The 15,746-nt window shown below is 71.8% G+C and carries 16 protein-coding genes and 1 tRNA gene; 8 read left to right on the plus strand and 9 right to left on the minus strand.

Translation table 11 applies throughout. From position 1 onward, the window contains the following. Positions 1-22: 22 nt before the first annotated feature. Both LCN96_RS28215 and LCN96_RS28220 read left to right on the plus strand, forming a co-directional pair. Positions 23-95: transfer RNA gene (locus tag LCN96_RS28215), tRNA-Cys, on the plus strand. 279 nt (positions 96-374) lie between these two features. Next, a complete protein-coding gene (locus LCN96_RS28220) occupies positions 375-1,193 on the plus strand; it encodes a nitroreductase/quinone reductase family protein (RefSeq protein ID WP_225265440.1) in 819 nt (272 codons plus the stop codon). Between the two features lie 252 nt (positions 1,194-1,445). Here the strand turns inward: LCN96_RS28220 and LCN96_RS28225 are convergent, their stop codons facing one another. The 3 genes from LCN96_RS28225 to LCN96_RS28235 form a co-directional block, all read right to left on the minus strand. Beyond that, positions 1,446-2,228, minus strand: coding sequence for an SDR family NAD(P)-dependent oxidoreductase (locus LCN96_RS28225; protein WP_225265441.1), 783 nt, complete (start codon positions 2,226-2,228; stop codon positions 1,446-1,448). Between the two features lie 422 nt (positions 2,229-2,650). Beyond that, positions 2,651-3,481 (minus strand): hypothetical protein, encoded by an 831-nt coding sequence (locus LCN96_RS28230; RefSeq protein WP_225265442.1) that lies wholly within the window; start codon positions 3,479-3,481, stop codon positions 2,651-2,653. A 159-nt stretch (positions 3,482-3,640) separates the two neighbouring features. Further along, the gene (locus LCN96_RS28235) at positions 3,641-4,165 is read right to left on the minus strand and encodes a MarR family winged helix-turn-helix transcriptional regulator (RefSeq protein WP_225265443.1); all 525 of its coding nucleotides are present in this window, start codon (positions 4,163-4,165) and stop codon (positions 3,641-3,643) included. A 60-nt stretch (positions 4,166-4,225) separates the two neighbouring features. Between LCN96_RS28235 and LCN96_RS28240 the strand changes: the two genes are divergently transcribed. Beyond that, entirely contained in the window at positions 4,226-4,771 is a 546-nt protein-coding gene (locus LCN96_RS28240) for a GNAT family N-acetyltransferase (protein ID WP_225265444.1), read from the plus strand. 236 nt (positions 4,772-5,007) lie between these two features. On the opposite strand, the gene LCN96_RS28245 is transcribed toward LCN96_RS28240, so the two are convergent. Then, positions 5,008-6,213, minus strand: coding sequence for an MFS transporter (locus LCN96_RS28245; protein ID WP_225265445.1), 1,206 nt, complete (start codon positions 6,211-6,213; stop codon positions 5,008-5,010). A 145-nt stretch (positions 6,214-6,358) separates the two neighbouring features. Here LCN96_RS28245 and LCN96_RS28250 point away from each other — a divergent pair, with 145 nt between their 5' ends. Then, positions 6,359-6,850 carry a MarR family winged helix-turn-helix transcriptional regulator gene (locus LCN96_RS28250; RefSeq protein WP_318528366.1) on the plus strand — a complete coding sequence of 164 codons (492 nt, stop codon included), beginning with the start codon at positions 6,359-6,361 and terminating at the stop codon, positions 6,848-6,850. Positions 6,851-7,052: 202 nt separating this feature from the next. Here LCN96_RS28250 and LCN96_RS28255 read toward each other — a convergent pair whose 3' ends face one another. Continuing rightward, positions 7,053-7,955, minus strand: a complete 903-nt coding sequence (locus tag LCN96_RS28255) for an aldo/keto reductase (RefSeq protein ID WP_225265447.1) — start codon at positions 7,953-7,955, stop codon at positions 7,053-7,055. 271 nt (positions 7,956-8,226) lie between these two features. Between LCN96_RS28255 and LCN96_RS28260 the strand changes: the two genes are divergently transcribed. The 3 genes from LCN96_RS28260 to LCN96_RS28270 all read left to right on the plus strand — a co-directional run bounded on the left by LCN96_RS28260 (position 8,227) and on the right by LCN96_RS28270 (position 11,211). Continuing rightward, positions 8,227-8,817, plus strand: coding sequence for a TetR/AcrR family transcriptional regulator (locus tag LCN96_RS28260; protein WP_225265448.1), 591 nt, complete (start codon positions 8,227-8,229; stop codon positions 8,815-8,817). Positions 8,818-8,891: 74 nt separating this feature from the next. Further along, on the plus strand, positions 8,892-9,458 hold the full coding sequence (locus tag LCN96_RS28265) for a TetR/AcrR family transcriptional regulator (protein ID WP_225265449.1): 567 nt from the start codon (positions 8,892-8,894) through the stop codon (positions 9,456-9,458). A 76-nt stretch (positions 9,459-9,534) separates the two neighbouring features. Continuing rightward, on the plus strand, positions 9,535-11,211 hold the full coding sequence (locus LCN96_RS28270) for an alpha/beta fold hydrolase (protein ID WP_225265450.1): 1,677 nt from the start codon (positions 9,535-9,537) through the stop codon (positions 11,209-11,211). A 2-nt stretch (positions 11,212-11,213) separates the two neighbouring features. Here the strand turns inward: LCN96_RS28270 and LCN96_RS28275 are convergent, their stop codons facing one another. The 4 genes from LCN96_RS28275 to LCN96_RS28290 all read right to left on the minus strand — a co-directional run bounded on the left by LCN96_RS28275 (position 11,214) and on the right by LCN96_RS28290 (position 14,583). After that, positions 11,214-11,648: a hypothetical protein gene (locus tag LCN96_RS28275; RefSeq protein WP_225265451.1), complete on the minus strand. Its 435-nt coding sequence runs from the start codon at positions 11,646-11,648 to the stop codon at positions 11,214-11,216. A 112-nt stretch (positions 11,649-11,760) separates the two neighbouring features. Beyond that, positions 11,761-12,909 carry an FAD-dependent oxidoreductase gene (locus tag LCN96_RS28280; RefSeq protein ID WP_225265452.1) on the minus strand — a complete coding sequence of 383 codons (1,149 nt, stop codon included), beginning with the start codon at positions 12,907-12,909 and terminating at the stop codon, positions 11,761-11,763. Between the two features lie 91 nt (positions 12,910-13,000). Further along, on the minus strand, positions 13,001-14,092 hold the full coding sequence (locus tag LCN96_RS28285; protein ID WP_225265453.1) for a winged helix DNA-binding domain-containing protein: 1,092 nt from the start codon (positions 14,090-14,092) through the stop codon (positions 13,001-13,003). A gap of 68 nt (positions 14,093-14,160) precedes the next feature. Then, a complete protein-coding gene (locus LCN96_RS28290) occupies positions 14,161-14,583 on the minus strand; it encodes a VOC family protein (RefSeq protein ID WP_225265454.1) in 423 nt (140 codons plus the stop codon). Positions 14,584-14,671: 88 nt separating this feature from the next. On the opposite strand from LCN96_RS28290, the gene LCN96_RS28295 reads away from it, so the two are divergent. Then, positions 14,672-15,652, plus strand: a complete 981-nt coding sequence (locus tag LCN96_RS28295) for a helix-turn-helix transcriptional regulator (RefSeq protein WP_225265455.1) — start codon at positions 14,672-14,674, stop codon at positions 15,650-15,652. The last annotated feature ends 94 nt before the right edge of the window (positions 15,653-15,746 follow it).

Here is a 15,746-nt window from a genome sequence, read left to right on the forward strand (position 1 = left end):
CCCCACACGGAGGTGTTTTCGTGGCGCAGTTCGCCGGTGCGGAGGCCGGCCTGCAAAGCCGGTGCGTGCGAGTTCGACTCTCGCCTGCGTCTCCAAGGGAGCTTCCGCTGTGGCTTGACAGGGTCGCCGGGATATGGGCGTAATAACCGTCGCGTCGCGTGTCGCCGGCCGGGAGGACGGTCGAGGCATGGAGGCGCCGAATCAAAGGGGATGACGCCGTGACCACTCACACTGTCGGACGTGCCTGAGCGCACCGCGCCCGCGCGTCATCCCATGCCCCCGGCGGTGTCGTAGAACCCGCTGCGCGTCGGCATGCCCGCGCGGGTTCTCCGTTTCCTTTCGACACGTCAACCCGCCGGGAGCAGAAAACCAGCATGCCCATGGACTTCAACCAGCAGATCATCGACGAATTCCGCGCGAACAAGGGCCAGGTCGGCGGCCCCTTCGAAGGAGCCAGGCTGCTCCTGCTGACCACCACCGGCGCCCGATCGGGCGCCCCGCACACCACGCCGCTCGGCTACCTGCCCGACGGCGACCGCCTCCTCGTCATCGCCTCCGCCGGCGGCTCTCCCAAGCACCCGGCCTGGTATCACAACCTGCTGGCCGATCCGCAGGCCACGGTGGAGACGGGCCTCTTCACGTACCAGGCCAAGGCGGTGATCCTCGACGGCGAGGAGCGCGAGCACCTGTTCGCCCGCGCCGTCGAACTGGACCCGGGCTGGGGCGCCTACGAGGAGAGGTCCGGGCGGACCCTGCCCGTCGTGGCGCTGATCCCTACCGACTTCGGCCCGCCCGCCGCCCGCCTGGGCGACGCTCTGATCGCCATGCACGACGGCTTCCGCCGCGAGCTGGCCCTGATCCGCCGCGAAGTGGCCGCCTCCGGCCCGCACCTGGCCGCCCAGCTGCGGGTCAACTGCCTGACCATGTGCCAGGGGCTGCACGTGCACCACTCGCGGGAGGACGCCGGCATGTTCCCTGTGCTGGAGGAGCGGTATCCGGAGCTGGAGCCGGTGATCGCGCGGCTGCGGGACGAGCACGCGGTTGTCGCGCGGCTGCTCGGAGAGCTGCAGGAGTTGCTGCGGCGTGATGACGTGGTGCCCGGTGAGCTGCTGGTGGAGGTGGAGCGGCTCACCCGGGAGCTTGAGGCTCATCTGGAGTACGAGGAGGAGCAGTTGGTGGCGCTGCTGAATTGATCTAGCGGGGGGCTCTGTGGCAGAAGGGACAGGCGGGGTCGTATCCTGGAACGGCGTCCGGGCCCGGCGCCATATACAGGGGTTTTCGCGACTTGCTGCATGCTTGTGCGGCGCCGCCTGCCCTCTCTCCCGGTTCACCTCGCGATCATCGCAGGTCACAGCGTCGCGGTGCCGCAGCCGCACGCCGCCCAACCTGAGTCGGCCGGCGAGCCACAGCCAGCCGCTCAACCGACCCCGACGCCACGCACGGCCTTACAAGGCATGGCCGCCGGCCACCTGGAGAACCTGGCCGGTGATCCAGCGGGCCTGGTAGGAGGCCAGATACACCACCGCGTCGGCGATGTCCTCCGGCTCGCCGACCCTGCCCATCGGCACGATCCCGGTCGAGTGGGCCAGAACGTCCGGCGTCATCCAGCCGGTCTGCACCGGGCCGGGCGCGACGGCGTTGACCCGGATGCCCCGCGCGGCCAGGTCAAGCGCGGTGGACCGGGTGAGCGCCTCCAGCGCGGCCTTCGACGTCCCATAGCCGGTCTGACCAGGGAAGGCGCGGGCGGCGTCCGTGGTGATGTTGACGACGCACAGAGGCTCCTCACCACGGCGCCGGCGGACGACCTCGGCCGTGAGGAGGGCCGGCGCGATGGCATTGACTTGATAGTGCCGCTCCAGCGAGCCGTGGGTGAGCCTGTCGACATCGTCCGGCACCTCACAGTGCGCCGCGTTGTTGACCAGGACGTTGATCGGCCCGGCCTGACCGGTCACCGCGTCGACGAGCCTGGCGGCGGCGTCGGGTTCCGACAGGTCGGCGCTGACGGTGAAGGCGCCGCTGCCCAGCTCGCGGGCCAGCTCAGCGGCCACGCCGGCATCGGGGGTGAGGTGCGCCTGTTCCACGCTCCCGGGTACGGGCCGGTCCTGGGCGAGATAGTGGATCGCGACCCGGGCGCCCTGGGCGGCGAACGCGCGGCTGATCGCCGCCCCGATGTTCCCTGCTCCGCCGGTGACCAGGACGTTCTGGCCGTTGAGGCGAGTGTCGATCATCTGCCGTCTCCTCTCGAAACAGACGTCTTACGGGGGCGGGCACAGGCCGATGACGGCGGCCCCCGAGGCGATGAGGAGCACAGGCGCGATGTCGCGGTGAACATGAAAGACCTGACCTCGTGGAGGAACGCACCCCGCCGGGCTGATGGCCTCGGACGCGGGGACGGGCAAGATCAGGAACGCATGCGGTCACTCTACCCCAGGTCGGCCGAGCCCACGGGCCGATGACCTGGCCGACGATCGCGAGCCGCCTGGACCCGAAAGCCGGCATCTGCGCCGCAAGCCGCCTGAGGCGGGTGCCGCAGGTTCAAGGAGTCGTGGAGGTGAGTCCGCACGACGTGGAAAGCCGCCTCGTCGGTCCGCACCTCGGTGGTGCCCGGCGGGAAACCCGCCGGGCACGTGTGATCGTGGGCGGACCTGGTTCAGGAACGCTCTTCCAGGCTTCTCAAGGCTGAGCCCGGGTCGTCAGCGTAGAACTGGATCGTGGTGACGTGCTCGCGGCGACCGAGGGGCCTGGTGACGGCGATCGGCCTGGTCAGATTGACGATCAGGTTGGTCTGGGCGTCCACTCCCAGCGTGAGGCGGCCGCCCGTCACCTTGATCACACCGCGCGCGTTGTAGTTGCGGCTCACCTTCACCGAGGCGATCAGCTCACGCGGGACGCGCAGGTCGAAGTAGCCGCCATAGCGGATGCGCAGTTCCTCCGCGGTCACCACGTGCGGCCGGGTGGTGGAGGCGGCCCCGAGGGCCAGCACGAACAGGAGCTGATAGACATCGGCCGCCATGACGATGGCGCGCAGGCCGGGCGCGGCGTTCGAGGCCGCCAGCATCCACTCCAGGGCGATCGCCTGCACGACCACGGCGAACAGCAGCATCATCAGCAGCGGCCGCTGACTCTTCGCATACGCCAGGGCGGTGGCGCCCGGCGCCACCCCGTCCTGGCGCCGCCTGACCCACAGGGCGAGGCTGGCCAGGTTTCTGTGCTCCGCTCTCACGAGCATGCGTATCTGCAACGGCACCAGGGCATCGGCGACCGTCCTCAGCGCCTCCCATGGCGTGGCACCGGTCTCACGAGCGGCCTTGAACAGCCGGTACGCGTGCACGTATCCCATGGCGGACAGAGGTGCTACCAACGCCGCGGCCACCAGTCCTGCTGGCGTGGGCGTCAAGAGTCCCACAAGCAGCAATGAGGCGAGGAGCAGGTCCAGGGCCGCCACTGCCGGCAGGGCGCTGCGGGGGAGGCTGAGGCGCATTCTCATTTCCTTCCATCATCGGAGGAGGCTATGAAGATCATTGCATGTGGGGCATCGATACCGACATGTACCGACCATCCGACCTCCGCGTTACGCATTGGCCGAGGCCGGGATCCGGGAGACCAGCCGAGGCGTCGGCGGCTAGATCCGCTCCTCTCCTCATCCAGCTGTTTGAGCAGCCCCTTCCGCACCCGCTCCGTGCCGCCTCCCGCTCGCCCCCCGCGAAGGCGCCTCATGCCGCAGACGCTCCGCGTGATCCCGCTGGTTCTTCAGCGCCAGCGCCAGAAACCTCTCGACCACCGCCAACTCCGCCAGACTGAACCTCCCCAGCTCCACCTGCGCATCCTCCAGAACAGGCCCCCAGATCTCCGCACTGATCCGCTCCGCCTGCCCGGTCAGGTGCACAAGAACACGACGGCGATCGGCGGTGTCGCGACGCCGCTCCGCCAGCCCGGCTTGCTCGAGCCGGTCGATCACGGTGGTCATGGCGCCGCCGGTGAGCCCGGCGGCGGTCGCCAGCTCGCTGGCCGTCAGCGGCCCGCGCCTGCTCAACCGGCTCAGGCAGCGCAGGTCCGTGCGGTTGATGGCGAGGCGGCGGGCGGCTCGCTCGTCGAGGACGTCGGTGGCGTCCTGCAGGTCCTGTACGGCCCTGGCGACGGCATCGATCAGGCTTCGCTTTGACAATCTAATCCTTAGAAAACTAAAGTTTCTCCCGCCAGCATCCTACTCCCCCGGGAGACGAGCATGTCGGACGACCAGCACATCACGTTGCGCCCAGCCACCCCGCACGACATCCCCGCCCTGCTCGCACTCATGGACTCCGTCCTCGCCTGGCTCGTCGCCCGAGGTCGCACCGAGCAATGGGGCACCGTGCCGTTCTCGCGCATCCCCGGCTTCCCCGAGCTTTTCACGACCTGGACAGCACAGGGCGCCATCACGACGGCCGAACGCGCCACCACCTGCGTGGGCCTCCTCGCCCTGGCCCCCACCCCTCCACCACGCATCCCGCCAAGCCTGATCCCTGACGGCGCGCTGTTCATCCACACCGTCATGTCCGCCCGGGGGCCGTCGGGGCAGGGCGTGGGCCGCGCCCTCCTGGAAGAGGCCGCTCGCCAGGCCGAATCGTCTGGAGCACCGGCCGTGGGCCTGGACCACTGGGCCGAAAGTGCCGAGCTGGACCGCATCTACGAACAGCACGGCTTCGTGAAAGCAGGCACCTGCGAGGAGACCAAGGACGGCCGGACGACGCTCAACACCGTGCGAGTCCGCCACCTCTCACCGGCGAGCTGAGGCTCGCCTGCCGCCTGGCCACGGGCGGACCCTGCCCGATGCGGTTGGTTGCGGGCGGCTCTGCCTCATGTGGCTGCTCGGGGCGGCTCTGTCTGACGGAGGGGGCGGGTGCGTCGGGATCGATGGAGGTCTCAGGTGTCATGACGACCGACCGTAGCCGTCGCGGCTGACATTCCAGGGGGCGGGCGGCACCTCGTTCCCGGTGGACGGCATGCCATCCGCCCACCGGGAACGGCTCATCGGCTGGCCGTCAGTTTCTCACCGGAGGCGGAGTGGGTGGTGGTGCGCGAGCCGCCACGTCCGGTGACGAGGGTAAGGAGCAGGGAGCCCGCGGTCAGTGCCACCCCGAACCAGACGACGCTCGTGACGCCCAGGTGATCGGCCAACAGCCCGCCGACGAGGGCTCCGATCGCGATCGAGGTGTTGTACGCCATGGTGTTGAGCGACATCGCGGCCTCGAAGGTGTCGGGGGCGGCGGCCTGCGTCATGTTCACCTGGCACAGCTGCACCACACCGAAGGAGACACCCCACAGGACCAGCGCCACGATCGACCCGGCCTGCCCGTGACCGATGGTGAGCAGCAACAGCAGCGAGACCACGAGCCCCGCGCAGCCGGCGATGAAGCTGCCTCGCAGGCTCCGGTTCACGGTGTATCCGGCGATGAAGTTACCGATGGCGCCGCCGACGCCGTAGATCATCAGCACGACCGTGATGAACGCGGGCGCGGCGGAGGTGTTGCCCTCAAGGAAGGGCCGCACGAAGGTGTACGCGCCGAAGTGGCCGAGCACGAAGAGCACGACCGTGCACAGCACCAGCCGCAGTGGCACGTTCCTGAACGGCAGCACGAAGACCTCCCTGACCGGCACCGCGTTCGCCGACGGCAGCGACGGGACGGTGGTGGCCACGGCGAGCAGCACCAGCGCGCTCAGACCGCTCCAGATGAGGAACGTGGTACGCCAGTCGGTGAGGCTCTCCAGCACGGTCCCCAGTGGGATGCCGACGACCGCGGCGATCGAGATGCCCGACATCACGACCGCGGCCGCCCTGCTGGCCTGGCGTTCCGGGACCAGGCGCATCGCCATGCTCACCCCGATGGCCCAGAACACGCCACTGGCGAACCCCATGACCAGGCGCGTCGTCAGCACCAGCGGGAACGTCGGCGCCACGGCGGTGACGCAGTTGCCCACGGTGAGGATCACCAGCAGCGCCGACAGCAGCACGCGCCGGTTGACGCGTCTGGTCCAGGCCACGATGAACGGCACGCCCAGCCCGGCGGAAACGCCGTACAGGGTGACCATGAGCCCGGCGACCCCCACCGAGATGTGCAGGCTGGAGCTGACCGGGGTGAGCAGGCCGACCGGCATCAGCTCGGTCGTGAGAAAGACGAACAGGCTGGCTGTGATGGCGGCGACACCGAGCCAGGCCCGCAAGTTGGTGGTCATATTGTTCCCTCCACGTTGATAATCTCAACGTTGAGATAACAGCACGCCTGGTAGCTCAACGTCAAGTAGATGAACATTGAGATAGTTTGCTCGCGGGGTGACCGGCACGCCGTCGAGCAGGCGAGAGGAGGGCCCGTTGGCCGACGTGGTGGACCTGATCCTGAGCCAGTGGCAGCGCGAACGACCCGACGTCGACGCCTGGCCCATGGGGATCATCGGGCGGATCGGCAGGCTGTCGCGGGTGCTGGATCGGGAGCTGAAGGAGTTCTTCGGCGCGCACGGGCTGGAGCGGTGGGAGTTCGACGTGCTGGCCACGCTGCGGCGGGCCGGCTCCCCGTACGAGCTGACGGCGGGGTCGCTGAACCGGGCCGCCATGGTGACCTCCGGAGCCATCACCAACCGGATCGACAGGCTCGCGGCGAAGGGGCTGGTCGAGCGGTGGCCGGATGAGGAGGACCGGCGTTCGATCCGGGTGCGGCTGACTGCTCAGGGGCTGGCGAAGATCGATGAGCTCGTGGGGCCGCACGTCGAGAACGAGGCTCGGTTGCTCGCTGGGTTGAGCCCGAAGGAGCGCGATCAGCTGGCGGGGCTGCTGCGCGGGCTGCTCGAGTCGCTCGGTGACACGGCGCAGGAGTAGTCACCGTGGCGCGGTAGTGGCGGGCGCGCCGCCATGGTCGAGGCAGGTGGCGGATGCGCTGTCATGCCGCAGCGTGAGCGGGCGCGCGCCACCGTCACAGGGCGGTGGCGGCCGGGTGCGCCACCGCCGCACCCCTCATGCGAGCGGCACCAAGGCACAAGACGCACCGCCCCGGACTCCTGCACCCCGGCCACCACCTCACTCACGCCCGGCCGACAGCCCCCAGGCGCTCCATCTCCTCCTCGGACAACACCAACTCCCCCGCCCCCACGTTCTCCACGAGATGATCGGGATCCCCCGTCCCCGGGATGGCGAGCACATGCGCCCCCAACCCCAACGTCCAAGCCAGCCGGACCTGAGCAGCCGTAGCCCCATGTTCCCGGGCGACGGCGAGCACGGCCTCCTCCTCGGCCGCCCCCGCGCCCGCCTCGCGCCCGGCGCCGGCGATCGCGAAGAACGGCACGAAGGCGATGCCGTTCCCGCCGCACAGCCGCAGCATCTCCCGCTGCCCGGCCGGCGCGCCGACGCCGAACGGGTTCTGCACGCACACGACCGGCGCGATGGCCCGCGCCTCGGCGAGCTGGGCGGGTGTGACGTTGGAGACGCCGAGGTGGCGGACAAGGCCGGCGGTGCGCAGGTCGGCCAGCGCGCCGAAGTGGTCGGCGATCGAGCCGTTGCGCTCGCTGGGCGGGACGCGCAGGTTCACCACGTCGAGGTGGTCGCGGCCGAGCTGGCGCAGGTTCTCCTCGACCTGACCGCGGAGCTGCTCGGGGGTGGCCCACCACCACTCCCCCGACGGGTTCCTGGCGGGCCAGACCTTCGTGGTGATGACCAGATCGTCGGGGTACGGGGCCAGCGCCCGGTTGATCAGCTCGTTGGCCGACAGGCGGGGTGAGAAGTAGAACGCGGCGGTGTCGAGGTGGTTGACGCCCAGCTCGATCGCGCGGCGCAGCACGCCGATCGAACGCTCGCGGTCACCGCTGGCGTCGGCGGAGAAGGCGGTGCGGCCGGTGAGCCTCATGGCGCCGAAGCCGAGCCGGTTGACGGTCAGGTCGCCCAGCGTCCAGGTGCCTGCGCGAGCCGCTGCGTCCGTACGGAGAGACATGGTCGATCCTTACTGCTGAATGGGGTGAAAAGGGCCGCGGAGTCGGAGTCCGGGCATGAAAAAAGCCTCCTCGGGCGCCGGAGAAGCTCCGGCCGAGAAGGCCCAGCAGTGGATATAACCATACCAGCTTCCCGCCGTTGACATAGTGACCACGGGTGCCAGGGAGCCCCGGCTCGTCGCCGATCCGCCGCCGTACCGGGAGCACGTCAACCTGCGCGGCGTCAGCGAGCTGCGCGTCGCTCACCACGGCCGGGATCGCTAGCCTGGTGCGGTGGTCACCTCCAGGAGCCGCCGTCGCCTCTCCCCCGAGGCCAGGCGCGCCGAGCTCATCGACGCCGCCATCCGGCTCCTGCGCTCCGGCCGGCAGGTGACGAACTGGGTCCAGGCCGTCACCACCGAGGCCGACGCCGCCAAGGGCACGTTCTACGTCTACTTCTCCTCCTGGGAGGAGATGCTCGCCGCGGTGCGCGAGCGCGTGCTGCGCGAGTACGTGGACCGCTTCCACCGGCTCGCCGACTCCACCGAGCCGATCGACTGGTGGGCCACCCTCGACGCCGAGTGCGCGGCGGCCATCGAGGAGATCTCCCGCCCCGGCGGCCTGCACGCCGCCGTCTTCCACGCCAACTCCGAGCTCACGGACGACGGCCCGATCGACACCATCGCCGCCATCGCCAGGGCGCTGCGGCGCGGCATGGACGACGGCGCGTTCCGCCCGGTGGATCCGCACATCGCGGCCACGATCCTGTTCACCGTCCTGCACGCCGCGGCGGACGCGATCGCCGCGGGCGAGCAGCGCGAGCGCTGGCTGGAGGCCGTACGCGACCTCGCCCGCCAGTGGCTGGAACCGGCCGGGGAGCGCTGAGCGTCAGGCGGCGCGGCGGGCTCGCTCGTGAAGCTGGGTGGCGAAAATCTGCAGACCGGTCTATTTTATCGGACATGGGGCGCAAAGGTGATGAGACGCGGGGCCGGCTGCTGGACGCCACGCAGGACCTGATCGAGGCGGGCGGATACTACGGCGCCGGGCTCAACCAGGTGATCGCGGCCAGCGGGATGCCGAGGGGCTCGCTCTACTTCCACTTCCCCGGCGGCAAGGACCAACTGGTCGCCGAGACGCTGCGGCGGGCGGGCCGGGAGCTCGGCCAGGCGATGCGGGATCTGGCCGACGCGGCGCCGGACGCGCCCGCCCTGGTGGCCGGGGTGATCAAGCTGCTGGGCGACCGGCTCGAAGCCTCGGGGTGGCGCAAGGGTTGCCCGGTGGCCACGGTCGCGCTGGAGATGTCGGCGGGCAACGACGCGCTGCAGCAGGTCTGCGCCGAGGTGTACGACGCGTGGGAGGGTGCGCTGCGCGACCGGTTGGCCGCCGACGGGCATGCCGATGCCGAGGACGGCGCCACGTCCGTGCTGGCGTTGGTCGAAGGGGCGCTGCTGCTGGCGAGGGCACGGCGCAGCCGGGAGCCGCTCGACCGGGCGGCGAGGAGTGCGGCGGCCCTGCTGGGCGGCTGAGCCGGGAGCCGTGAGCCTCGAACCTCGCCTTGGCATGCCCAAAAAATATGTAGACCGATCTAATATTGGAGTGATCATGGAGTCTGATTCGATCGTTTTCGGTGCTTCTGGGCTGATCGGGCGCTATCTGGTCGCCGAACTGCTGCGCCGTGGTCATGGCGTCGCCGCGGCGGTCCGTGGTGACGGCGCCGGACTGACGGCCTGGCTGGCAGGTCAGGACGTGCCGGTGGACGGGCTGGCCGTCGTCCGGGCCGACATCACCGAACCCGGCCTCGGCCTGCCGGGAGGGCTGAAGGAGATCCGCGACGTCTACAACTGCGCGGGCCGGTACGCGTTCGGGATGAGCGCCGAGGAGGCACGCGCCACAAACGTGACCGGAGCGCTGCACGTCCTCGACTGGGCCGCCAACCGGCCCCGTCTGCGCCGCATGGTGCACGTCAGCGGCTACCGGGTCAGCAGTGTGGACGGCCTGCCGGACTACCGGCGGCTGGGGGCGTACGAGGCGTCCAAGGTGGAGGCGGACGCGGCCGTGCGGGCGCGCGCCCGCGAGCTGGGCCTCCCGCTGAGCATCGCGAACCCGGCCACCGTGCTCGGCCCCGGCCAGTTCGTCGGGCTGGCGTCCGTGGTGGCGGACCTGTGGCGCGGGCGGCTGCCGGCCGTTCCCGGTGGCCGGGAGGTGTTCGTGCCCGTGGTGGACGCCGGGTATCTCGCGGCCTTCCTGGCCAGGATGCCGGAGTTCGAGGAGGGCGCGTACTGGGTGCTCGACGACGGGACACCGGTGTTGCCGGAGCTCGTCGGGCTGCTCGCCGGGCACCTGGGGGTGCGGGCGCCGCGGCGTACGGTGCCGGTCGGGCTGCTGCGGCGCCTGCCCCGCGCCCTGACCGGGGCCGATCCCGAGACGCTGTCCTTCCTGTCCACCGACCGGTACGACACCGCGCCCGCCGGAGCCCTGGCCGAACGGGCCGGGCTGCGCCCGCCTCCGGTGGAGCAGGCACTCAGGACGTGGGCCGACGACCTGGTGGCGGCCCGCTTCGGCGCCACGGGGACGCCGCGCGGACCCTACGGCTACCAGCGGGTGGCGGGCACCGCCACCTGGGTCACCGGTGAACGCGAACGGCCCTCCCACGTGCTGCTGCACGGGCTGCCGCTGGACTCCGAAGCCTGGCGGGAGGTGAGCGACCGGCTCGACGGCCCGGTGCTCGCGGCCGATCTGCCCGGTCTGGGCCGTTCGGGTCCGGCGCGCGGGCCCGCCGAGGACTGGCTCACCGATCTCCTGACCGGGAGCGGCCGGCCGGTGCTGGTGGCGCACTCGCTGGCCTGCGCCCCGGCCCTGCGTTACGCGGCGGCGCATCCGGATCGGGTCTCACGGCTGGTGCTGATCGCCCCGGCGTTCCTGCAGGCGCCGTCGCCGTGGCCGCTGCGCACGCCGCCCGCCGCGCTCCTGCTGCGGCGGATGTCCGCCGCCCGCCTGGCCGGCGCGCTCGGCGTCCCCGAGAGCCCGGCGATCGCCTCCGCCGCGGCGGCCCTGGCCCGGCGGGGTCAGGCCCGCCGGGTGGTCGCGGCGCTGCGGGGCGCCCATGCCGTACGTGACGAGCTGCGCAAGCTCCTCGACCAGGTACGCGTCCCCGTGGAGATCGTCGCAGGGTCGGCCGATCCGCTCACCGTGGCGGTGGACCGGCCGGTGACCACGATCGCGGGGGCCGGGCACTACCCGCAGCTCACCCATCCCGACCAGGTCGCGGCGGTGCTGTGACCTCACCTGGCCGGGCGCGGTGAGACCGCGTTCGGCAGGAACAACGCGATGTCCAGGGTCGTCTCGATGCCGAGCAGGGTGTGCCACATCAGGTCGGCGAGCCCGAACGCGGCGAACGCGGGGATCGACACCAGCCCGGCCAGGTAGCCGTTCGGGACGGCCGCCAGCCCCTGCCGCCCGGCGCGCACGTTGCGCCACACCTGCACGATGATCCAGCCGGAGACCACGGTGAACCCGCAGTAGAACACCGCGTGCCACGGGGTGAAGAACGTCTCCAGCTCGGACAGGTTGGCGTGCGCCCAGGCGTCGATCATCAGGCCGGCCCCGAACCAGATGCCGAGCAGCGCCGTCACCAGGTCCGTCCTGGCGGGCACCCAGCCGCGCGGCTGCCCCGTGTCCACCAGGAATCGCCGGATGCCGGCGGCGTGTGATGCCACGTCGTGCTCGCCTTCCCTCGATCGGCAGGACGCCGCCGCCTCCGCACGGGGGCCTAACGGTTAGCTAATAGATAGCGGTTAGCCGTAGGAGGTGTCAAAGGGCGGCCGTCCGTCAGAGCCTGGTGCTGACTCCGCGGATGAGCCGGCGCAACATCGCCGTGCCCAGCCCACCCGGCACGGCGACGGCGCCGCGCAGCGCCCACTCGTTCTGCGTCAGCGCGGCTCGGGGGCCGCCGGTCGCGACGGCCTGGGTGGCCAGCAGCGAGGCCAGCGTCGCCTGCCGCCGCCGGCTGCGTTCGTACGTGGCCAGCGCCCCTGCCAGGTCAGGCCAGGCGGCGGACAGCGCGCGCAGCAGCGCCGACACGTCTTCGAGCCCCTGCCCGGCCCCCTGCGCCAGCATGGGCGGCATGGCGTGCACCGCGTCGCCGATCAGGACGCCGCGCCCGCGCCGCCACCGGAGCGGGGCGCGGTGCCGGCGGTGCGGGAACAGCCCGATGTCGTCCTCCGACAGCGCCTCCAGCAGTTCGGGGACGGGCGAGCCCCACGAGCCGTACCGCCGCCTGAGGGCCGCGAGCGCGACGTCGCGGCGCTCGCGGCCGTCGCCGGGGCGCAGGCGGAAGTCGATGAGCCACTGCACGGTGCCGTCGCCGGAGGGGTTCATCCCGAAGTCGCCCTGGGGGCCGAGGAACAGCAGGGCGCGCGCGCCGGGGTCGAAGGGCGCCTTGATCAGGCCCTGCCAGGTGGCGGTGCCGGTCGGCCGCGCGGGACGGGAGCCGAAGAGGGCTGTACGGACCTGGGAGTTCACGCCGTCGGCCCCGACGAGCAGGTCACCGGTGTGCCGCACGCCGTCCTCGGTCTCGACCCGCACCGACCGGCCGTCGTCGTGCACGCCGGTGACGCGGGCGCCGAAGTGGTAGATGTCCTGCGGCAGCCCCTCCGCGAGCCGGTCGAGCAGGACCCGGCGGGGCAGCGACACCACCGGGGCGCCGAGCTCGCTCGTCAGCCGGTCGAAATCCATGACCATCACCGGGCGCCCCCGCGAGCTGCGGACCTCGATGGCCTCCAGCCGCTGCCCGGCGCCGTCCATGCGGACGCCGAGGTCGTCGAGCACGGTCGTGCCGTTGGGCCAGATCATGATCGCACAGCCGGTCTCGCGTAAGGCGGGTGACCGCTCCAGCACGGTGACCTCATGCCCGGCGGCGAGAAACCCCCTGGCCGCAGCCACTCCCGCGATGCCGGCGCCCACGATGAGTACGCGCATCCCCGTCCCCTACATCTAGTAGTACTACTTGATGTAGAGCATAGGAAGCCCGATCGCCGGGCCGGGAGCCGGGGTGATCAGGCCCGGCCGTCTACACGGTGATCCGCACCCGGTCGCCCTCGCCGTCGGACAGGAACGACGCCAGCGCCCGCCCCTCCTCGCTCACCGCCTCCCGGTCGGTCCGCGACAGCGGGCGCAGCGGGACGACGGTCACGGCACCGTCCTCGACGGTCCAGGTCGCGGCCACCCTGCCGTCCACCAGCACCACCCGGGCGCCGGCCACCGACAGGCCGCGGTGGGCGTCGTCGATGATCCGGGCGCGGTCGTGGTAGCCGAGGATCGCGTTGTCGAAGGCCGGCAGGAACCGTACCGGAGCAGGGGTGTCCGGGTCGGGGCGCGGCGCGCCGGGCAGGTCGAGCAGCACCCGGCCGCGTTCGTCCCGGAAGCTGACCAGCTCGTCGCGGATCGCGGCCACGGCGGCGGGCAGCCCGGCCAGCCCGCACCAGGCGCGCAGGTCGGCCGCGGCGGCGGGGCCGAAGGCGGCCAGGTAGCGCCGTACCAGCGCCTGGCCGGCCGGGTCGGAGCCGTCGGCTGGCAGCGGGGCGATCTCGCGCCCCAGCCAGGAGGAGAGCGGCAGGTTGCGCACGCCCGCCCGCGCCCGCCACAACCCGCGCGGCGGCAACTGCGCCATCGGGATGAGAGCGGCGACCAGCATCTCGCCCAGCGCCCGCGGCCCCGGCTCCGGCCAGCGCCCGGCCACCGCCCGCGCCAGCTCGCTCATCGAGCGCGGCACGCCGTCGGACATCACCGCCCGGCCCGCCGCCGCGAGCTCGCCGAGGTCCACCCCGGCGAGCTCGCGGCGGTAGGTGCCGAGCACGCGCTGGCGCAGCATGAGGTCGTGGCGGGCGCGCCAGGCCAGGACGTCGCCGGCGGCGAGCAGGTGCACGGTGCGGCGCATCAGGTGGGTCCGCACCACCTCCCGCCCGGTCAGCAGGGCCGACAGCTCCATCGGGTCGAAGGCGCGCAGCCGCGACCAGAGCCCCGTGAACGGTTCCTGCGGTTCCTGCGCCTGCAGCCCGCACAGGTGCGCGACCGCGTCGAGCACCGGCAGGTCCGCGCGGTCGAGCAGCAGCTGGCGGGCGAGGGTCGCGCGGTTCAGCGCCCGGGTGCCGAGCACGTTCACGCCGCGGCACGCTCCTCCGCCGGCAGGGCGAGCCGCTCGGTGGGGTCTATCCGGACCATGCCCGGGTCTCACGCGTAGTCGCCGGCGGCCACGTCCAGCACCCAGACGACGCCGAAGCGGTCCTTGAGCATCCCGTAGAGCGGGGCCCACTGCGAGGGGCCGAGCGGCTGCACGACGGCCGCCCCCTGCGACAGTTTCTCCCAGTACGCGGTGATCTCCTCGGCGCTATCACCGCGCACGGAGAGGAAGAACGAGCTCTCACCCCGCTCGAAGGGCATCCCCGAGGGCACGTCGTAGGCCATCACGTGGAATCCGTTGCCGGCGAGCACCTGTCCCCACGTGACGAGGTCCGCGTCGGCGGGATCCTGCACGTTGCCCGTGTCCTTGTAGGTGACGACGGCGAGGTGGCCGCCGAACACCGACTGGTAGAACTCGAGCGCCGCGCGGGCGTCACCACGGAAGTTCACGTGCAGAACGGACTTAACAGACATCTTTCGCTCCTGACTTGTCGGTTGCGAGACCTACAGTCGCAGGAGTAGCGGACAGGATATGGCCTCTACTTCCGGCAAGATAGGAAACATGCCGAAGACCTCAGCGCGGTTGCTGGCGCTGCTCTCGCTGCTCCAGACGCGCCGCGACTGGCCGGGCGCGCTGCTGGCCGAGCGGCTGGACGTGAGCGCGCGCACCGTGCGCCGCGACGTGGACCGGCTGCGCGAGCTGGGCTACCCCATCGTGACCTTCAAGGGCCCCGAGGGCGGATACCGGCTGGACGCCGGCTCGGAGCTGCCTCCGCTGCTGTTCGACGACGAGCAGGCCGTCGCCCTGGCCATCGCGCTGCAGGTCGCGACCGCCGGCGGGGCCGGCATCGCGGAGGCGGCGGCCCGCGCGCTGAACACCGTCCGCCAGGTCATGCCCGCCCGGCTGCGCCACCGGATCGACACCCTTCAGATCACCGCCGTCGAGCGGCCAGCGCTCCGGCCCGAGCCGCAGGTGGACACCGGCGTGCTGGTGACGCTGAGCGCCGCCGTGCACGCCTGCGAGGTGCTGCGCTTCGACTACGGCCCATCCGGGGCCGCGCCGCGCCGGGCGGAGCCGCACCACCTCGTGACCTGGGGCGGGCGCTGGTACCTCGTCGCCTGGGACCTCGACCGCGAGGACTGGCGCACCTTCCGCGCCGACCGCATCACCCCGCGCACGCCCGCCGGGCCCCGCTTCACCCCGCGCGAGCTGCCAGGAGGCACGGTCACCGCCTTCCTGACCGCCAGGTTCCGCGGCTCGGAGCACTCGGGCGGCTGGCCGTGCACCGGCGAGGTGATCCTCGGCCTGCCCGCCGCCGCCGTGTCGCCCTACGTCCGTGACGGGGTCGTCGAGGAGGTCGGGCCGGGGCGGTGCCGGCTGGTGCTGGGCTCGTGGTCGTGGACGGGGCTGGCCGCCGCCGTCGGCAGGTTCGACGCCGACATCGAGGTCGTCGGCCCGGCCGAGCTCACGGACGCCTTCGCGCACCTGGCCCGCCGCTACGCCGACGCCGCCGCGACGTGCTGCGACGCGACCGGCGGGTGACGCCTGCTGCCGTCGTCACCGGCCGCCTGGAGCGTGCTGACGGCCCGGGCTTGATGCGTTGCGCCCCGGCCGCCGGGCGTGTGAAGGTCCTGCG

The sequence above is a fragment of the Nonomuraea gerenzanensis genome (assembly GCF_020215645.1).
Lineage (GTDB): Bacteria > Actinomycetota > Actinomycetes > Streptosporangiales > Streptosporangiaceae > Nonomuraea > Nonomuraea gerenzanensis.

Excerpts from the sequence above, each read along its gene's own strand:
- LCN96_RS28255 (WP_225265447.1), bottom strand. The coding sequence starts at position 7,955 with ATGTCTCTCCGTACGGACGCAGCGGCTCGCGCAGGCACCTGGACGCTG.
- LCN96_RS28290 (WP_225265454.1), bottom strand. The coding sequence starts at position 14,583 with ATGTCTGTTAAGTCCGTTCTGCACGTGAACTTCCGTGGTGACGCCCGC.
- LCN96_RS28245 (WP_225265445.1), bottom strand. The coding sequence starts at position 6,213 with ATGACCACCAACTTGCGGGCCTGGCTCGGTGTCGCCGCCATCACAGCC.
- LCN96_RS28270 (WP_225265450.1), top strand. The coding sequence starts at position 9,535 with ATGGAGTCTGATTCGATCGTTTTCGGTGCTTCTGGGCTGATCGGGCGC.
- LCN96_RS28295 (WP_225265455.1), top strand. The coding sequence starts at position 14,672 with ATGCCGAAGACCTCAGCGCGGTTGCTGGCGCTGCTCTCGCTGCTCCAG.
- LCN96_RS28265 (WP_225265449.1), top strand. The coding sequence starts at position 8,892 with ATGGGGCGCAAAGGTGATGAGACGCGGGGCCGGCTGCTGGACGCCACG.
- LCN96_RS28220 (WP_225265440.1), top strand. The coding sequence starts at position 375 with ATGCCCATGGACTTCAACCAGCAGATCATCGACGAATTCCGCGCGAAC.
- LCN96_RS28225 (WP_225265441.1), bottom strand. The coding sequence starts at position 2,228 with ATGATCGACACTCGCCTCAACGGCCAGAACGTCCTGGTCACCGGCGGA.
- LCN96_RS28240 (WP_225265444.1), top strand. The coding sequence starts at position 4,226 with ATGTCGGACGACCAGCACATCACGTTGCGCCCAGCCACCCCGCACGAC.
- LCN96_RS28280 (WP_225265452.1), bottom strand. The coding sequence starts at position 12,909 with ATGCGCGTACTCATCGTGGGCGCCGGCATCGCGGGAGTGGCTGCGGCC.
- LCN96_RS28230 (WP_225265442.1), bottom strand. The coding sequence starts at position 3,481 with ATGCGCCTCAGCCTCCCCCGCAGCGCCCTGCCGGCAGTGGCGGCCCTG.